Annotated in this window: 25 protein-coding genes and 1 pseudogene; all 26 read right to left on the bottom strand. The window is 38.7% G+C overall.

Annotated features, from left to right (window positions below):
- Positions 1–92: 92 nt before the first annotated feature.
- Positions 93–461, bottom strand: coding sequence for a Holliday junction resolvase RuvX (gene ruvX / locus NTY12_02060; protein ID MCX6792786.1), 369 nt, complete (start codon positions 459–461; stop codon positions 93–95).
- A 149-nt stretch (positions 462–610) separates the two neighbouring features.
- On the bottom strand, positions 611–1,009 hold the full coding sequence (locus NTY12_02055; protein ID MCX6792785.1) for a type II toxin-antitoxin system PemK/MazF family toxin: 399 nt from the start codon (positions 1,007–1,009) through the stop codon (positions 611–613).
- A gap of 67 nt (positions 1,010–1,076) precedes the next feature.
- A complete protein-coding gene (map, locus tag NTY12_02050) occupies positions 1,077–1,868 on the bottom strand; it encodes a type I methionyl aminopeptidase (GenBank protein ID MCX6792784.1) in 792 nt (263 codons plus the stop codon).
- Positions 1,869–1,990: 122 nt separating this feature from the next.
- Positions 1,991–2,674, bottom strand: coding sequence for a nucleoside monophosphate kinase (locus NTY12_02045; protein MCX6792783.1), 684 nt, complete (start codon positions 2,672–2,674; stop codon positions 1,991–1,993).
- A 237-nt stretch (positions 2,675–2,911) separates the two neighbouring features.
- A complete protein-coding gene (gene secY / locus NTY12_02040) occupies positions 2,912–4,180 on the bottom strand; it encodes a preprotein translocase subunit SecY (GenBank protein ID MCX6792782.1) in 1,269 nt (422 codons plus the stop codon).
- Positions 4,181–4,192: 12 nt separating this feature from the next.
- Complete coding sequence (gene rplO, locus NTY12_02035) at positions 4,193–4,633, bottom strand: 50S ribosomal protein L15 (GenBank protein MCX6792781.1); 441 nt, start codon at positions 4,631–4,633, stop codon at positions 4,193–4,195.
- Between the two features lie 9 nt (positions 4,634–4,642).
- The gene (locus tag NTY12_02030; GenBank protein MCX6792780.1) at positions 4,643–5,287 is read right to left on the bottom strand and encodes a 30S ribosomal protein S5; all 645 of its coding nucleotides are present in this window, start codon (positions 5,285–5,287) and stop codon (positions 4,643–4,645) included.
- A 6-nt stretch (positions 5,288–5,293) separates the two neighbouring features.
- Positions 5,294–5,647: a 50S ribosomal protein L18 gene (gene rplR / locus NTY12_02025; protein ID MCX6792779.1), complete on the bottom strand. Its 354-nt coding sequence runs from the start codon at positions 5,645–5,647 to the stop codon at positions 5,294–5,296.
- Between the two features lie 12 nt (positions 5,648–5,659).
- A complete protein-coding gene (gene rplF, locus NTY12_02020; protein ID MCX6792778.1) occupies positions 5,660–6,205 on the bottom strand; it encodes a 50S ribosomal protein L6 in 546 nt (181 codons plus the stop codon).
- A 1-nt stretch (position 6,206) separates the two neighbouring features.
- Entirely contained in the window at positions 6,207–6,620 is a 414-nt protein-coding gene (rpsH, locus tag NTY12_02015; protein ID MCX6792777.1) for a 30S ribosomal protein S8, read from the bottom strand.
- A gap of 18 nt (positions 6,621–6,638) precedes the next feature.
- Positions 6,639–6,824 carry a type Z 30S ribosomal protein S14 gene (locus NTY12_02010; GenBank protein MCX6792776.1) on the bottom strand — a complete coding sequence of 62 codons (186 nt, stop codon included), beginning with the start codon at positions 6,822–6,824 and terminating at the stop codon, positions 6,639–6,641.
- A 9-nt stretch (positions 6,825–6,833) separates the two neighbouring features.
- Positions 6,834–7,376, bottom strand: coding sequence for a 50S ribosomal protein L5 (gene rplE, locus NTY12_02005; GenBank protein ID MCX6792775.1), 543 nt, complete (start codon positions 7,374–7,376; stop codon positions 6,834–6,836).
- Positions 7,377–7,380: 4 nt separating this feature from the next.
- Positions 7,381–7,707, bottom strand: a complete 327-nt coding sequence (gene rplX / locus NTY12_02000) for a 50S ribosomal protein L24 (protein ID MCX6792774.1) — start codon at positions 7,705–7,707, stop codon at positions 7,381–7,383.
- A 9-nt stretch (positions 7,708–7,716) separates the two neighbouring features.
- A complete protein-coding gene (gene rplN / locus NTY12_01995) occupies positions 7,717–8,088 on the bottom strand; it encodes a 50S ribosomal protein L14 (protein MCX6792773.1) in 372 nt (123 codons plus the stop codon).
- Between the two features lie 12 nt (positions 8,089–8,100).
- The gene (gene rpsQ, locus NTY12_01990) at positions 8,101–8,388 is read right to left on the bottom strand and encodes a 30S ribosomal protein S17 (protein MCX6792772.1); all 288 of its coding nucleotides are present in this window, start codon (positions 8,386–8,388) and stop codon (positions 8,101–8,103) included.
- Between the two features lie 3 nt (positions 8,389–8,391).
- The gene (gene rpmC / locus NTY12_01985; protein MCX6792771.1) at positions 8,392–8,583 is read right to left on the bottom strand and encodes a 50S ribosomal protein L29; all 192 of its coding nucleotides are present in this window, start codon (positions 8,581–8,583) and stop codon (positions 8,392–8,394) included.
- 9 nt (positions 8,584–8,592) lie between these two features.
- The gene (gene rplP, locus NTY12_01980; GenBank protein MCX6792770.1) at positions 8,593–9,000 is read right to left on the bottom strand and encodes a 50S ribosomal protein L16; all 408 of its coding nucleotides are present in this window, start codon (positions 8,998–9,000) and stop codon (positions 8,593–8,595) included.
- A 9-nt stretch (positions 9,001–9,009) separates the two neighbouring features.
- Positions 9,010–9,711 (bottom strand): 30S ribosomal protein S3, encoded by a 702-nt coding sequence (gene rpsC / locus NTY12_01975; GenBank protein ID MCX6792769.1) that lies wholly within the window; start codon positions 9,709–9,711, stop codon positions 9,010–9,012.
- 285 nt (positions 9,712–9,996) lie between these two features.
- A pseudogene (gene rplV, locus NTY12_01970) lies at positions 9,997–10,332 on the bottom strand (50S ribosomal protein L22).
- Between the two features lie 5 nt (positions 10,333–10,337).
- Positions 10,338–10,625, bottom strand: coding sequence for a 30S ribosomal protein S19 (rpsS, locus tag NTY12_01965; protein ID MCX6792768.1), 288 nt, complete (start codon positions 10,623–10,625; stop codon positions 10,338–10,340).
- A gap of 9 nt (positions 10,626–10,634) precedes the next feature.
- Positions 10,635–11,477, bottom strand: a complete 843-nt coding sequence (rplB, locus tag NTY12_01960) for a 50S ribosomal protein L2 (GenBank protein ID MCX6792767.1) — start codon at positions 11,475–11,477, stop codon at positions 10,635–10,637.
- Between the two features lie 11 nt (positions 11,478–11,488).
- Positions 11,489–11,920 (bottom strand): 50S ribosomal protein L23, encoded by a 432-nt coding sequence (rplW, locus tag NTY12_01955; GenBank protein MCX6792766.1) that lies wholly within the window; start codon positions 11,918–11,920, stop codon positions 11,489–11,491.
- Between the two features lie 5 nt (positions 11,921–11,925).
- Positions 11,926–12,576 carry a 50S ribosomal protein L4 gene (rplD, locus tag NTY12_01950; GenBank protein ID MCX6792765.1) on the bottom strand — a complete coding sequence of 217 codons (651 nt, stop codon included), beginning with the start codon at positions 12,574–12,576 and terminating at the stop codon, positions 11,926–11,928.
- Between the two features lie 4 nt (positions 12,577–12,580).
- Positions 12,581–13,492: a 50S ribosomal protein L3 gene (gene rplC, locus NTY12_01945; GenBank protein ID MCX6792764.1), complete on the bottom strand. Its 912-nt coding sequence runs from the start codon at positions 13,490–13,492 to the stop codon at positions 12,581–12,583.
- A gap of 214 nt (positions 13,493–13,706) precedes the next feature.
- The gene (gene rpsJ / locus NTY12_01940; GenBank protein ID MCX6792763.1) at positions 13,707–14,063 is read right to left on the bottom strand and encodes a 30S ribosomal protein S10; all 357 of its coding nucleotides are present in this window, start codon (positions 14,061–14,063) and stop codon (positions 13,707–13,709) included.
- 84 nt (positions 14,064–14,147) lie between these two features.
- Positions 14,148–15,338: an elongation factor Tu gene (tuf, locus tag NTY12_01935; GenBank protein ID MCX6792762.1), complete on the bottom strand. Its 1,191-nt coding sequence runs from the start codon at positions 15,336–15,338 to the stop codon at positions 14,148–14,150.
- Positions 15,339–15,364 lie beyond the last annotated feature (26 nt).

The following is a 15,364-nucleotide window of genomic DNA, read 5'->3' as shown; positions in this document are numbered from 1 at the left end:
TGTCATCCCCCGGCTTGACCGGGGGATCTTTTTTTGTACCGATTGACCTTAGATTGCCCGGTCAAGCCGGGCAATGACACAAGGATGGATGTTTAATTTAATTTATCAAAATAACTTTGTAAAATAATCATGGCCGCCATCGCATCCCTATTCCCCTCTTTGCGCGCATTTGGGTCTAAACTATCAGCGGCTTGAGAAGAAAATCTTTCATCAACTAAATCTAGCGGTAAATTAACACTAGCTTTCAAATCTTTAATAAACTTTAAAAAGTTATCATTCATTTTTTCATTAACCGGTTCCCCAATTACTAATCGTTCAACTTTTTCTTTTTCAATAAATGCTTTTAGTTCAGCCATATTTTTTACCACACCAAAAGGTGAAGCGATTTTGACTTCGCTATTTCCAAGTGCTAAACCTATTCTTTTTTCTCCCCAGTCAATGCCGAGGCAAAGTTCGTTCATATAATTTACTGTTAATCTTATCAAAAAATGGCTAAAAATCAAAGGTATTTGCTTACTTTACATTTTTATTTTATTACGATATAATAGCAATACAATGGCCTTCGGGCTCCGAGACCTCGTAATTCTTTAAGGATTACGAGGATCGTTTTTTATAGAAGATTTTTTATGCTATTTTTAATTTCTGTAAATTCTTTTTCTGGTATTCTTCTAATTTTTCTCGACAATCTTTTTGAGCTAAAAGCCCTTAATTGTGACAAAATAAAATAATAGTTCTTATTTTCAAATTTTGTTTTTACATAATATTTTCCAATCTTATCCTTGCTTGTCATTGGCACTCCCCAAAATATATTACGATTAATTTTTCTTAAAATTAGAACTGGACGTTCAAAATATTTTTTCTTACCATACTCTTCATGACTAATATTTACACCGATACTCGTCCACCAAATATCTCTTTCCTTAAAATAAACAACTTCTCTCTCGGGTTTAAGATGTAACCTAATTTTTAATTTTGTCCAAAGAACAAATCTAACCAAATATTCCTCCATATATTTGATAAGTTAATAATAAATTCTAATCTCTATTTTCTAAATATTATAAATTAAAAATTAAAATTTATGTAATGATTTCATAACCGGTCTTAGTGACTAAAACTGTATGTTCAAAATGCGCTGACAAACTGTGATCAGCCGTAATAAAAGTAAAATCATCCGGAGCCACGGCAATCTGCCAGCCACCCAATGTAAACATTGGTTCAATGGCAATGACCATACCTTCTTTCAAAGTTACATTCGGAAACTCATTACCTTTGATATGATAGTTTGGCACTTGTGGATCTTCGTGTACTTCTAAACCAACGCCGTGTCCAACTAAGTCTCTAATGACACCAAGCTTATTTTTCTTAGCTACAGCCTCTACAGCCGTACCAATATGGTCTAAGGTATTTCCAGGCTTAACCGCCTCAATACCGGCGTATAAGCCCTCCTGAGTGGCATTAAGCAATCTTTGCGCCTCGACACTGATTGTGCCTACGGCAACGGTCACCGCTGTGTCTGTGAAATAGCCTTTTTTGCCTTTTATTACCGGATATTCCATACCAATATCAATCCCAACGAGTTGTCCTTCCTTAAAAGTCCGATCAGGCAAAGCTGGACCATGAACAATTTCATCATCAATTGAAATACAAAGAGCACTTGGAAAAGGTTCTGATTGTGGTGAAGGACGATAATCTTTAAAAGCTGGCTTGCCGCCGGCCTTAGCAATTAATTTCAAAGCTAAAGCTTCTAGTTCAGCCGAAGTGTAGCCTGGCTTAACAACGCTAGCTAACTCAGCTAAAATCTTGCCAAGTTTTTTTCCGCCTTCACGGATTAAATCTATTTCTTCACTTGTCTTAATTAATCTGGTCATTGTCTTAAATTTTATAATTTTTAATTTTGTAATTTTATAGTTAATGATTAAATTTTAAATTTTAAATTAAAAACTAGAACATTAAAAATTAAATAAAAATTAAAAACTACAAAATTATAAAATTACTTCTTCCTCTTCTTCTTAGCTTTTTTAATAACTCCAAACTCTTTTAACTTTCCTTCCAGTTCTTTCTTAATTCCTGTGATGCTCTGTTCACCATTTACAAAAATTAATGAGCCACGGCCTGAAGCTTTTTCTAACATCGGTTGAGTTAAAGCATGATAATATTTCAAGCGTTGTTTAATAACTTTTGGTGTATCATCAGCGCGCGTTAACAAAGTCTGTCCGCAGAGATCGCACTTGTTAGCCCGGCGAGGTTTGTTATACAACAAATGGTAGGAGGCGCCGCAATCACAAACGCGTCTACCAGACAAACGTCGCAAAACTTCTTTATCAGATACTTCAATCACGATGAAATATAAACTATCAGTTGCTTTTAGAATTGACAAAAAGTGGCGCAATTGTTCAATCTTTCTTGGATAGCCATCGAGCAAGAAGCCGCGGCGTGTATCACTCTTGGCTAAGCGATGACGTAAAATATGATCCATTAAAGTTACACCTAACATCTTACCAGATGCCATCAATGTTTTAACATGCTTACCTAAAACACTACCGGTTTTTTGTTCACGGCGTAAAAGCTCACCAGTTGAAATCGCTGGCAAACCTAGAGTTTCGGCTAACATTTCAGACTGAGTCCCCTTACCTGAGCCAGGCGGGCCAAAGAAAACAATGATTTTTTTAGGCATAATTTATGTGTTTATTATATTAAAAGTATAGCATATATTCACCTACTCCACCCCTAGCCCCTCCTCATCCGCCAAGTCGGCGGACAAGGAGGGAAAGCTAATTTTCACGTGAATACAGGTCACCCTTCCCTGTGCCGTAGAGCGTAAGCTTTTACAGGATGGGGAAGGGCTGGGGATGGGGTTAAACAAAAAACCCCTGAACCACGTTGGGCTCAGGGGTTTAATAACAAGTAAATCTTAATCCAAAGTATATTCTCTCATCGTTAATTGTGATTCAATCTGTTTAACAGTTTCAATAACAACTGAAACAACGATCAACAAACTAGTACCACCAATGGCTAGAGATTGAACACCAGTAAAGTAACGCATGATCAAAGGTAAAATAGCAATGGTAGCTAAGAATAAAGCACCAATAAAGATTATGCGATGAGTTGTGTAAGACAAGTATTCGGTGGTATGACGACCTGGTCTAATACCAGGAATAAAGCCACCTTGCTTTTGCAAGTTTTCAGCAATCTGAGAAGGATGGAAAACAATTTCTGTATAAAAATAGGTAAAAGCAAAAACTAGAACAAAGTAAACAATTCCGTAAATTAATTGATTCTGAAAAACAGCAATTGTTTTTGTAGCTAAACTGGCTACTAATGGACTTTGCGCATGAATGAAAAACTGAGCCAACATAGTTGGGAAAAGAATAACTGAAATAGCAAAGATGATTGGAATAACACCGGCCATGTTAACGCGCAATGGTAAATGAGTTGTGGTTCCACCAAAAGCTCTTTGGCCTCTGACCTGACGAGCATATTGCACTGGAATATTGCGTTGACCTTCGTTAATGATAACAACACCAACTACAGTGATAACAGCAATAATTAAGAAGCCAATTACCATGAATAGCATTGAAGCATCATAGTTAACTAAAATCTTATTTATGTTAGCTGGTAATGAAGCAATAATACCTGCAAAAATCAAAAGTGAAATACCATTACCGATTTTCTTTTCGGAGATCAATTCACCAATCCACATCAAGAACATTGTACCAGCACTGATTGTGACTAACATGACAATAAAGTCAAAGCTAGAAACATTGCGCAAAATACCAGCTGATGAACTGCGGAGTAAGTTAATCATGGCGTAAGCCTGAATGACTGACAAAGGAACAGTGGCCCAACGTGTCCACATGTTAATTTTTTGACGGCTAGCTTCTTCCTTATTCATTTCCTCAAGCTTAGGAATAATCATACCTAAAAGCTGGAAAATAATTGAAGAAGTAATAAATGGTCCAATACCCATCATGACGACAGAAAAGTTCTGCATTCCGCCACCAGAGAAAATATTCATTAAACCAAAGACTTCGTTAGAGTTAAAAAAGTTACGTAAAGCAACCGGGTCAACGCCTGGAACTGGAATATGAGCCGCTAAACGAAAAAAGACAAGCATGATTAAAACAAAAATTATGCTCTGTCTAAGATCTTTTGACCTCCAAATTGCCAACAAGCGATCCATAGTTTTAAATTATTATTTTATTAAACCGCTAGCGGCTTCAATCTTTTCTTTAGCAACTGCGCTAACGTAGATATTGTTGAATTTAAGATTCTTGATTTTCAACTCACCTTGAGACAAAATCTTAACACGGCGAGTAGCGCTAGCAACAATGCCAGCAGCGTAGAGAGTTTTTGGATTTACATGAGCGCCATCAACAAAAGACGCATTAATATTTTTGAAATAAACAACCTGATCTTTTGGCTTATAAGAAGCAAAACCTCTTTTCTTTGGGACAGCCAATAACTGCTTTTTCATACCCAAGCGCTTCAAACCAGAAACACCAGAACGTGACTTTTGTCCTTTTAGACCGCGAGTACTATAAGTACCGTGACCAGAAGCGTTACCGCGACCGACACGCTTTCTTTTTTTACTTGCACCAACGGATGCTTTTAGAGTGGATAATGAAAATGCCATAAACGTAAATTATTTTTCAGTCTCTTCTTCCTTTTTCTTGGAAGGAGCGGAAGAGTTACCAGTACTATTTGGTTTACCAGTTCTTAAATTTTTCAATGCCGCAATAACGCACTTGGCATTATTAACTTTATTGTTGGTACCTAATACTTTACTGGAAATGTTGTTAATACCGCTTAATTCCAAAATTGTACGGACAATACCTCCGGCAATAATACCGCGACCAGCAGCCGCTGGCTTAAGCAAAACGCGGGCGGCGCCGAACTTCTGTTCAATAGCGTGAGGAATAGTTTGTTTTACAATCGGTACCATGACCAAATCTTTCTTAGCTTGGTTAACAGCCTTAGCGACCGCTAAAGTAACGTCTGCTCCTTTGGCTAAACCAATAGCAACTTTACCTTTACGGTTACCAATAGCAACGCAAGCGCGGAAACGCATACGCTTACCACCGGCCATAACACGAGTAACACGAGCAATATCAACAATCTTTTGTTCAAATTCATCTGGCACGCGTTCTTCCTGTCTTGGACCACGGCGATTACCACGGCCAGCACCAGCTCCGGCGCCATAGCGACGACCACCGGCATTGTTGCCACGGCGTTCATCACTCTTGGCTTCAGCTTTTACTTCTTCAGTTTTTTTAATCTCTTCAGTCATATAATTTTAGAAATCAAGGCCTCCGGCGCGAGCACCATCAGCAGCTGCTTTAATGCGACCAGTATATAAATTACCACCGCGATCAAACACGACAGCTTTAATATTTTTAGCTATTGCTTTTTCAGCAATTAACTTACCCAAAGCTTCAGCAATTAAAGTCTTTTTAACAATACCTTTAATTTCTTTACTGTGAGCGCTAACTAAAGTGACGCTGTTATCATCATCAATCAATTGCAAATACATACCTGTGTTTGAACGAAAAACATTCAAACGTGGACGCTTGGCTGTACCCGATATTTTAGCACGAACTCTACCCTTACGGCGATCGTGACTGATGTTTTTAGCTTGCTGAATATTCATAAAAGTATCTTATTAAGCGCCCTTAGCAGCTGTTTTACCAGCTTTACGACGAACAATTTCGCCAACATAACGAATACCTTTGCCCTTATAAGGTTCTGGTTTCTTTAAGCGACGCATTTGAGCTGTGATTTCACCAACCATTTGCTTATCAATTCCTTTGACAGTAATAATGTTACCTTCGGCATTAGCTTCAATACCATCTGGTAATGGGAAATTTATAGTGTGTGAAAAACCTAAGCTGAAAGTAAGTGCACGGCTGCCGTTAGCTACCTTATAACCGACACCTTGGATTTCTAATTTCTTTTCATAACCCTCAGTAACACCAATCACCATGTTGTTTATCAAACTGTAGAACAAACCCCACATGGCTCTTTGCTTTTTACTAATAGAATCATTAACTGAAACTTTAATTTCTTCGGCTGTAATTTCAACATTGGCTAAACCATTGATAGCTTGAGTCAACTCGCCTTTTGGTCCTTTCACGGTTAAGATACCGTTGTTCAAAACAGCAGTTGATCCTTTAACAAGCTTAATTGGTAATTTTCCTAATCTAGACATATTAGTAGACTTCGCAAATAACTTCGCCACCTAAGTTGCGGCGACGGGCTTCTTTATTAGTCATGATTCCCTGTGATGTGGAAACAATCGCCATACCAAATCCATTAAGCACCTTTGGTAATTCAGCTTTGCCAACATAAATGCGGCGGCTTGATTTACTAACGCGCTTAATTGAGGCAAAAGCAGGTGTACCATCTGGTTTATATTTCAAAACGATTCTGAGTTCATCAAACATACTACCCTTAACCTTAGTAGTTTCATGCTTAATAACTTCAACAGCACCAATCCAACCAGTTTCTTGAAGAAGTTTGGCAATATTAAATTTGAGTTTGCTCATAGGTAAGACAAGCTCCGGTCTTCCGACGGCGGCAGCGTTTCTTATACGAGATAGCATGTCTGCGATTGGGTCATTCATAATCTTTTTTACTTAGGATTACCAGCTTGATTTTTTAATACCCGGTAAATCAGTATTGTTGGCTAATTCTCTAAAACAAATACGACACAAACCAAAATCACGCATAAAACCGTGATTGCGGCCACAGCGCCAACAGCGACGAATCTTTCGACTCGAAAACTTTGGGGTGCGTTTTGCTTTTTCGACTAGTGCTTTTCGTGCCATAGGTATTATTTAAGTGGTTTTCTTAAAAGGAAAGCCAAGTAATTTAAATAACTCGAAACCTTCTTCTCGGGTCTTGGCTGTTGTACTAATGGTTATTTGTAAACCATGAACATTGTCGATCTCATCAGCTTTAACTTCTGGGAAAGCAATGTGTTCACGGAAACCAATAGACATATTACCGGTGCGATCAATAATCTTGGCATCAATACCACGAAAGTCGCGAACGCGAGGGAAAGTAATATTAATCAACTTCTCAAGGAAATCGAACATACGTGCGCCGCGCAAATTAACGGCCACACCAACAATCTGACCTTCACGAACCTTGAAAGCGGAAATTGATTTACGAGATTTAGTAAGGACTGGCTTCTGACCGGAAATACGAGTTAAGGTATTAACAACGCCATCAACATAAGCTTTGTCTTTTGTGAAACGACCAACACCAACGTTGAGTGAAACTTTAGTTATTCTAGGAATAGCTAAGTCACTCTTGTAAGAAAATTCTTTCTTTAGAGCTGGACGTACTTGCTTTTGGTATAATTCATTAAATCTCATATGCTTAGTCTATGTTAGCCTGGCACTTCTTGCAGACTCTTACTTTATTATGCTTTTTCTTATCTTCACTGATTAAAACTTTATGGGCAATGCGAGTTGGTTTGCCACACTTTGGACAAATTAAAGCTAAATTTGAAATATTAAGCGGAGCTGCGAATTCAATACGTTGTCCCTTTTCATTCTTATTACGAGGACGCATGTGCTTAATTAAAAGATTGACGCCTTCAACGCTAGCTCGATTCAAATCTGCAAAGACCTGAAGAACTTTACCGGACTTTCCTTTGTCCTTACCGGCTAGAACTAATACGTTGTCGTTTCGTTTAATATTCATAAATATAATTTAGAGCACCTCAGGAGCTAAGGAGGCAATCTTCACATAGCCAGCCTTACGCACTTCGCGTGGGATTGGTCCAAAGATACGAGTACCTTTTGGTTCACCATTCTTTTTATCAATAATTACACAAGCATTGTCATCAAAGCGGATATAACTTCCATCGGGACGACGAATTTCTTTCTTAACACGAACTACAACAGCTAATAGCACATCGCTCTTTTTAACCATTGAGTGTGGAGTTGCTTGTTTAACAGTAATAATAATACGTTCACCAATATGAGCGTAGCGCTTGCGGTAACCGCCGAGCACGCGAATACATTGCACTCTTTTAGCGCCTGTATTATCTGCAACTTTTAGCATTGTTTGAACCTGAATCATATTGGAAACTAATTATTTGCTTAAAACGCGCCAACGCTTATTCTTACTCAAAGGTCGGCATTCAATAAACTTTACTTTATCCCCTACTTTGCATGAATTCTTTTCATCATGAACCTGATAATGAGTAGATGATTTATAACGCTTATTGTATTTTGGGTGAATCTTAATCTTTTCAACATTAACTACAATGGTCTTATCCATCTTATCGCTTAAGACTACGCCTTCTAGGACGCGCTTAGCATTTACTTTGATTGTCTCGGGCGCTGTTTTCTTAACAGCGGCTGTTTTTGTAGCTGACATATCTTAAGATTTTTTAGACTTATTAATTAAGGTCAATAAATGGGAAATCAGCTCACGTTCTTTTCTAATTGAACGAACGTTGCCTAATTGTTTATTGGCATCCTTAAAACGAAGCTGACGCAACTTTTCTCGAGACTCCGCTAGCATAGCGTGCCATTCCTTCAAGGTTTTAGTTTGTAATTCTTTAAATTCCATATCTCGAGATTAATGTTTTTTGATAAAGCTGCATTTAATTGGCAACTTGTGAGCTGATAAAATCATAGCTTCGCGGGCCTGTTGTTCAGTAACACCTTCGATCTCAAATAAGACCATACCAGGCTTAACGATAGCTACGTAGTGATCAACGCTTCCTTTTCCTTTACCCATAGGCATTTCACCGCCTTTGGCTGTAACTGGCTTATCAGGGAAAATTCTAATCCATATCTTTCCGCTTCTTTGGACATAACGAGAGATAACACGACGAGCAGCTTCAATCTGACGGGCAGTAACCCAGCAGCCTTGCAAACTCTTCAAACCATAGCTACCAAAGCTTAGCGCAATCTTACGCGTTGCTTTACCGCCGCGGTTTAATTTGTGTCCTTTTCGATATTTTGTCTTTTTCGGAGCTAACATATCAGTATATTATTTTCTTTTATTATTAACCTTCTCTTTTACCACTTCGCCAGCATTTTCTTGGCGTTCAAAAACTTCACCGCGATAGACCCAAGCCTTGATACCGATCAAACCAAAAGTGGTATGAGCAGCACCTCGAGCATAGTCAATATCAGCACGCAAAGTTTGTAATGGTAATTTACCGGAAATAAGCATTTCTTGACGAGCAATTTCGGCGCCGTTCAAGCGACCAGATAACATAACCTTAACACCCAAAGCACCGGATCTTTCTGAGCGACCAATAGCTTGCTTCATAACTCTTTTGAAAGGCAAACGCTTTTCAATTTCAAGAATCATTGACTGTACTAAAATCATAGCGCTTAAGTTTGGACGATCAACTTCAGTAATATTGATGCTGATTTCACCCATCTTAAAGTTCTTTAAGAATTTAGTATGTAATTTCTTTTTCAATTCCTCAATCCCCACGCCACCACGACCAATAATCAAACCTGGCTTGGCGGTGAAAAGATTAACGACAATTTTTTTACCTGATGGACGTTCAATTTCAACTTTATCAGTCCCGGCTTCTCTAAATTGCTTGATAAGATAACGACTAACACTTAAGTCTTGTTTGACTTGTTGAATGTAGTTATCACCACGAGCGAACCATTTTGATGGCCACTGGCGGGTGATGCCTACGCGCATTGCTTTTGGATTTACTTTCTGTCCCATAGAATTATTTATTGATTGGGTCCCCGCCTGCGCGAGGACTGGCTTTTAGCCAGCTTTACGATTAAAGATCTTAGAGGTAAAGCCTTTCTTAGCACCCTCAACTCTACCATGACCACCGCGACCTTCGCGACGTGGATCAATGATTTCCTTATCTTTTTCATTAGCAGAATCAACGGGCTTTGTAATAGGATTTTCTTCAACCTTAATGCCTTCTTTCTTAACCGGAGCTGAACCAACTTTAACAGGAGAATCGACATCTTGCTTTTTACCTTCACGAATACCACTATCCTTAATTTCTCCCAAAGTAACATTGATGTGACTCATTCTTTTCATAATAGGAGTAGCGCGGCCATGAGCACGAGGCAACCAACGCTTTAAAGTTGTACCTTGATCAACTCTGATTTCTTTAACAAACAAATTGCTCATTTCAATATCAAAATTATGCTTAGCATTAGCAATCGCTGAGTCAATAACTTTCTTCACTGGCATAGCAGCAATCTTACCAGCAAATTGTAGCTGGTCTAAGGCAGCCGCGACAGGCTTACCCTTAACTAAATTAGTTAAAAGGCGAACCTTACGTGGAGACATTCTGATATATTTTGCTTTTGCTTTTACTTCCATATCAATTATTTTTTAGCTTTAGCTTGGTCTTTAGCCATCTTACCACCGTGATTAACAAACTTTCTGGTAGGAGAAAATTCACCAAACTTATGACCAACCATGTTTTCATTAACTAGCACTGGTGTGTGAACGCGACCATTGTGAACACCAATAGTAAAACCAACCATTTCTGGAGTAATAGTACAGGCGCGATCCCAGAGCTTGATAATTGTTTTGTCGCCAGGCTTAGCATTAAGAATCTTCTTAAGAAGACGTTCGTTAATGTATGGACCTTTTTTAAGACTTCGTGACATAAGCTTACTTTAAAGTTTCTTGCCATTACGGCGTTGGATAATCATTTTGTTTGAACGCTTCTTCTGCAAACGAGTCTTAACCCCATAGGCGTTCTTACCCCATTTGGTTTTTGGATGCTTCAAACCGATTGGCTGATTACCTTCACCACCACCGTGCGGGTGATCATTTGGGTTCATAGCTGTACCGCGGACAGTTGGACGAATACCCATATGTCGACTACGACCAGCTTTACCAATGCTAACATGACGCTTGTCAATGTTACCAACCTGACCGATAGTGGAAAGACAATCTTTTTTAATTAAACGAATTTCACCTGATGGTAATTTAACTTGAGCATACTTCTTTTCAACTGACATTACAAACAAAGCGTTACCGGCGCCGCGAGCTAAACGACCACCTTCGCCTGGTTCTAATTCAACGTTGTGAACTGGCAAACCAGCTGGAATAAATTCCAAAGGCATAGCATTACCAACACTTGGTTCAATTGATTTCTTTGAACTTAAAATTGTCATACCAACAGTCAAACCAACTGGAGCAATGATATAACGCTTTTCACCATCCTTATAAAAGACTAAAGCGATTCTTGGACCACGGCTTGGATCGTATTCAATAGTTTTAACTGTCCCTGGAATATCAAACTTATCGCGCTTAAAATCTACCAAACGAACGTAACGCTTAGCACCGCCACCTTGGTGACGCATAGTAATCTTACCAGCTGAGTTACGGCCGGCATGTTGCTTTCTGATGACTAAGAGAGACTTTTCAGGTGTCTTTGAAGTGATATCTGAAAAATCTTGGAAGCTTGCGCCTCTTAGACCGTTAGTTGTTGGTTTGGCTTTTCTAATTCCCATACAGATTTAAATTAAACACCTTCATATAAAGCAATTGTCTTACCTTTTGGTAAAGTAACAATAGCTTTTTTCCAATCTTTTCTCTTACCAAGCGTACGACCGCGACGACTGGCTTTTCCTTCCATACGAATAACATTAACTTCCAAAGGAGTAATACCATAAGCAGCTTTAACAGCTTTTGCAATTTCAATCTTATTGGCCTTGATAGCTACTTCGAAAAAATAATGATTAAAGGAAGTCTGTTGGCGGCTAGCTTTTTCAGAAATAATCGGACGTAATAGAATACGGTAAGCATGTGACAAAGAAACCTTCTTGTCAGTGCCAGTTGCTTTTACGGAAGTCTTCTCTGCCTTATCAGCATACATATCCTTCATGGTTGCTGGTTTAGCATCCATAGCAACAGTCTTGGTTTTATTTGGTTTGTCTTTTGTAAACAATGCCATACAATTTATTTATAACGCTCTTCTAAAACTTTAAGAGCTTCTTGCGTTACAACAATATTCTTATATTTAATAATATCAAGTAAGTTAACGTTTTCAACAGTAATCAATTTAACGTTAGTTAAATTACGAGCACTTGATTTTGTAACAGCCTCAGGCTTAGCGTCAATCATTAAGAGGCTACCCTTTTTACCTTCATTTGGTAAAATCTTGGAATCAATAACATCAACAATCTTTTTAAAATCTTTTGTTTTGTATTCAGTAATAGCTAGGTTATCAAGTACAGCCAAATTATTGCAAGCAACCTTGTCTGACAGAACAACGCACATAGCTTTCTGTTTCATTTTAACATTCAAATCCTTGGAGAAATTTCTATTCTTAGTTGGACCAAAGGTTACACCACCACCAATCCAAATAGGACTGCGGCTTGAACCAGCACGAGCGCGACCAGTTCCCTTTTGACGCCATGGCTTTTTACCACCACCACGTACCTCAGAACGATCTTTAGTATGAGCCAAAACTTTTCTTTCGTTAGACATCTGAGCTACAACAGCTTGATGAACTAAAGCTTCGTTTTTTTTCTGACCAAAAACCTTATCTGACAATTCAATGTCAGAAACTGTTTCACCTTTTTGGTTGTAAACTTTGTAAGAAATCATATCTTTAAGCTTGTGTCTTTACTTCTTCGTCAACTTTTTCTTCAGCGACTTCAACTGGCGTTTCAGTAGCAGGAACTTCAGCAACTGTTTCTTCAACTACTGGAGTTTCTTTAACTTCGGCGACTTCAGCCTCTGGAGTTGTTTCAACTTTTTCTTCAGCTACTACAACCGGTTCGGCAACAACTTCTGTTTTAACTTCTTCTGGAGTTTCTTCTGTAGCAACTACAACTGGAGCTTCTGTTACTTCTTCAACAACTGGTTCTTCAACTTTGGCAACTGGTAAACCTGTTTTTAATTCACCTTCACCAAAGAATAATACTAAACCGTTACGAGCACCAGGCAAAGCACCTTTAACAAAAAATGAATTGTTAGTTTCATCAATCGCAACAATCTTAACATCATGTAATGTTACGCGATCACCACCCATGCGACCGGCCATACGAACACCTTTAAAAACGTGTTGTACACCACCAGCACCGACAGAACCTGAAGCACGCAATTGATCTTTGTTACCGTGAGTAGCATCTTGTCCATGAAAACCATGGCGCTTAACTACACCTTGGAAACCTTTACCTTTAGAAGTACCAGTAGCAGTCAAAACATCATCCTTCGCAAAAGTAGCTAAACTGATTTGATCACCAGCTTTTAATTCACCAATGTTTTCATCGTTATCAAGACGGAATTCTCTAACATAGCGAAAATCACCAAAACCCTTAAAGTGTCCCTTCAAAGCTTTGGTAATTAAACTAGAGCGCTTTGAACCATAGCCAATCTGAACAGCACGATAGCCATCCTTTTCGACTGTCTTTAGCTGAATAACAGTGCATGGTCCAGCAGTAACTTCAGTTACTGGGATAACATTGTCACCCTGCCAAAGCTGGGTCATTGCAACTTTTTTTCCGATAATGAATTTCATAATTTAAAAACAAAAACTGGTTTAAAGGTAAAACCAGCTTACAATCATAAATCTTTATACACAAACAAATGTGATAAAAATAAAAGTTTTGCAATATTGGTTTTTTCCTTATTAATCAAAATCTCGATTTATCCACTTCCCCGCCGAATCGGAAGGGGTTAAACAAACAAAAATTTCAATAATTTACATTTTAATCTTACTGTGAAAACAAAATTTACATTTTGATCTCGATATCAACACCTGTTGGCAAATTCAAATTGCTTAAGGCTTCGATAGTTGCCGCAGATGGTTCAATAATATCCATGAGACGTTTGTGAGTTCTCATTTCAAATTGATCTCGGGCATTCTTGTGGACGAAAGTTGATGAGTTAACAGTATACTTTCTTTTTTCAGTTGGCAAAGGAATTGGACCGTAAACCTGAGCGCCGGTTCGCTTAACAGTTTGCACGATAATTTTCGTGGACTGATCAATAATCTTGTGATCAAATGATCGGATCTTGATGCGGACGCGCTGTTTAAAGCCTTGGGCTTCCTTAGCTGCTGCCACTTTCTTGCTGTCTATTTCAGTCATAGCTTGATTGAATTTATATAATTCTGACTTTTATTAAGTACAGATTAATCCCGTCCAACCAAATGGCTGGGCGGGAGTATATCTTTACTTGATAATCTTAGTAACAACTCCGGCACCAACTGTACGACCACCTTCGCGGATAGCGAAGCGCATCTTTTCTTCCAAAGCGACTGGAGCAATTAACTTAATAACAAGATTAACAGTATCACCAGGCATAACCATTTCGGTACCAGCTGGTAATTCTACTTCACCAGTAACGTCAGTTGTTCTGATGTAGAATTGTGGCTTGTAACCTTTGAAAAATGGCTTATGGCGACCACCTTCATCTTTGTTTAAGATATAAACTTCACCTTCGAATTCTGAGTGAGGAGTAACTGAACCTGGTTTAACAAGAACTTGTCCACGTTGAACTTCATCCTTCTTAATACCACGTAGAAGTAAACCGGCGTTATCACCAGCCTTACCTGAATCAAGTTGCTTATTAAACATTTCGATTCCGGTAACAACAACCTTACGAGTATCACCAAGACCAACTAATTCAACTTCTTCGTTAATCTTAATTTCACCACGTTCGATACGACCAGTAACAACAGTACCACGACCTTCAATTGAGAAGATGTCTTCAATTGGCATTAAGAAAGGTAAATCAGTTTGACGAACTGGATCTGGAATATAGTCATCCAAAGCTTTAACAAGATCCATAATAGGTTGAGCGTACTCACCTGTTGGATTTTCTAGAGCTTTCAAAGCGCTACCACGGATAATTGGAGTGGTGTCACCTGGGAATTCATATTTCTTCAATAAATCTTTGATTTCTTCTTCAACTAAGTCAATAAGTTCCTTATCTTCAACCATATCGCACTTGTTCAAGAATACAACAATGTAAGGAACACCAACCTGACGAGCTAACAAAATGTGTTCGCGGGTCTGTGGCATAGGACCATCAGTAGCTGATACAACCAAGATAGCGCCGTCCATTTGAGCAGCACCAGTAATCATGTTTTTTACGTAGTCAGCGTGACCAGGACAGTCAACGTGAGCGTAGTGACGCTTTTCAGACTCGTATTCAACGTGAGCAGTAGCAATGGTAATACCACGAGCTTTTTCTTCAGGAGCAGCGTCGATTTCACCAACGCCTTTCTTAGATGCCATGAAACCCTTAGCGGTTAAAACGCTAAGCATAGCTGCTGTTAAAGTAGTCTTACCGTGGTCAACGTGACCAATGGTTCCCACGTTAACGTGGGGCTTTGTTCGCTCAAATTTTTCTACTGCCATACTTTTTATTATGTTAACGAGTTTTA

This window comes from Candidatus Falkowbacteria bacterium, from assembly GCA_026396835.1.
Taxonomy (GTDB): Bacteria; Patescibacteriota; Patescibacteriia; order Patescibacteriales; family Patescibacteriaceae; genus Patescibacterium.
Note: the sequence above shows the minus strand (reverse complement) of the source record. Positions and strands in the feature narration are given on the sequence as shown.

What these genes read in the sequence shown, in the direction of transcription:
- secY (MCX6792782.1), bottom strand. Translation starts at nt 4,180, where the DNA reads ATGGATCGCTTGTTGGCAATTTGGAGGTCAAAAGATCTTAGACAGAGC.
- rplR (MCX6792779.1), bottom strand. Translation starts at nt 5,647, where the DNA reads ATGAATATTCAGCAAGCTAAAAACATCAGTCACGATCGCCGTAAGGGT.
- rpsQ (MCX6792772.1), bottom strand. Translation starts at nt 8,388, where the DNA reads ATGTCAGCTACAAAAACAGCCGCTGTTAAGAAAACAGCGCCCGAGACA.
- rplE (MCX6792775.1), bottom strand. Translation starts at nt 7,376, where the DNA reads ATGAGATTTAATGAATTATACCAAAAGCAAGTACGTCCAGCTCTAAAG.
- ruvX (MCX6792786.1), bottom strand. Translation starts at nt 461, where the DNA reads ATGAACGAACTTTGCCTCGGCATTGACTGGGGAGAAAAAAGAATAGGT.
- rplW (MCX6792766.1), bottom strand. Translation starts at nt 11,920, where the DNA reads ATGGCATTGTTTACAAAAGACAAACCAAATAAAACCAAGACTGTTGCT.
- tuf (MCX6792762.1), bottom strand. Translation starts at nt 15,338, where the DNA reads ATGGCAGTAGAAAAATTTGAGCGAACAAAGCCCCACGTTAACGTGGGA.
- NTY12_02045 (MCX6792783.1), bottom strand. Translation starts at nt 2,674, where the DNA reads ATGCCTAAAAAAATCATTGTTTTCTTTGGCCCGCCTGGCTCAGGTAAG.
- rplF (MCX6792778.1), bottom strand. Translation starts at nt 6,205, where the DNA reads ATGTCTAGATTAGGAAAATTACCAATTAAGCTTGTTAAAGGATCAACT.
- rplC (MCX6792764.1), bottom strand. Translation starts at nt 13,492, where the DNA reads ATGAAATTCATTATCGGAAAAAAAGTTGCAATGACCCAGCTTTGGCAG.
- rplO (MCX6792781.1), bottom strand. Translation starts at nt 4,633, where the DNA reads ATGGCATTTTCATTATCCACTCTAAAAGCATCCGTTGGTGCAAGTAAA.
- NTY12_02010 (MCX6792776.1), bottom strand. Translation starts at nt 6,824, where the DNA reads ATGGCACGAAAAGCACTAGTCGAAAAAGCAAAACGCACCCCAAAGTTT.
- NTY12_02055 (MCX6792785.1), bottom strand. Translation starts at nt 1,009, where the DNA reads ATGGAGGAATATTTGGTTAGATTTGTTCTTTGGACAAAATTAAAAATT.
- rplD (MCX6792765.1), bottom strand. Translation starts at nt 12,576, where the DNA reads ATGATTTCTTACAAAGTTTACAACCAAAAAGGTGAAACAGTTTCTGAC.
- map (MCX6792784.1), bottom strand. Translation starts at nt 1,868, where the DNA reads ATGACCAGATTAATTAAGACAAGTGAAGAAATAGATTTAATCCGTGAA.
- rplP (MCX6792770.1), bottom strand. Translation starts at nt 9,000, where the DNA reads ATGTTAGCTCCGAAAAAGACAAAATATCGAAAAGGACACAAATTAAAC.
- rpsS (MCX6792768.1), bottom strand. Translation starts at nt 10,625, where the DNA reads ATGTCACGAAGTCTTAAAAAAGGTCCATACATTAACGAACGTCTTCTT.
- rpsJ (MCX6792763.1), bottom strand. Translation starts at nt 14,063, where the DNA reads ATGACTGAAATAGACAGCAAGAAAGTGGCAGCAGCTAAGGAAGCCCAA.
- rplX (MCX6792774.1), bottom strand. Translation starts at nt 7,707, where the DNA reads ATGAATATTAAACGAAACGACAACGTATTAGTTCTAGCCGGTAAGGAC.
- rpmC (MCX6792771.1), bottom strand. Translation starts at nt 8,583, where the DNA reads ATGGAATTTAAAGAATTACAAACTAAAACCTTGAAGGAATGGCACGCT.
- NTY12_02030 (MCX6792780.1), bottom strand. Translation starts at nt 5,287, where the DNA reads ATGACTGAAGAGATTAAAAAAACTGAAGAAGTAAAAGCTGAAGCCAAG.
- rpsH (MCX6792777.1), bottom strand. Translation starts at nt 6,620, where the DNA reads ATGAATGACCCAATCGCAGACATGCTATCTCGTATAAGAAACGCTGCC.
- rpsC (MCX6792769.1), bottom strand. Translation starts at nt 9,711, where the DNA reads ATGGGACAGAAAGTAAATCCAAAAGCAATGCGCGTAGGCATCACCCGC.
- rplB (MCX6792767.1), bottom strand. Translation starts at nt 11,477, where the DNA reads ATGGGAATTAGAAAAGCCAAACCAACAACTAACGGTCTAAGAGGCGCA.
- rplN (MCX6792773.1), bottom strand. Translation starts at nt 8,088, where the DNA reads ATGATTCAGGTTCAAACAATGCTAAAAGTTGCAGATAATACAGGCGCT.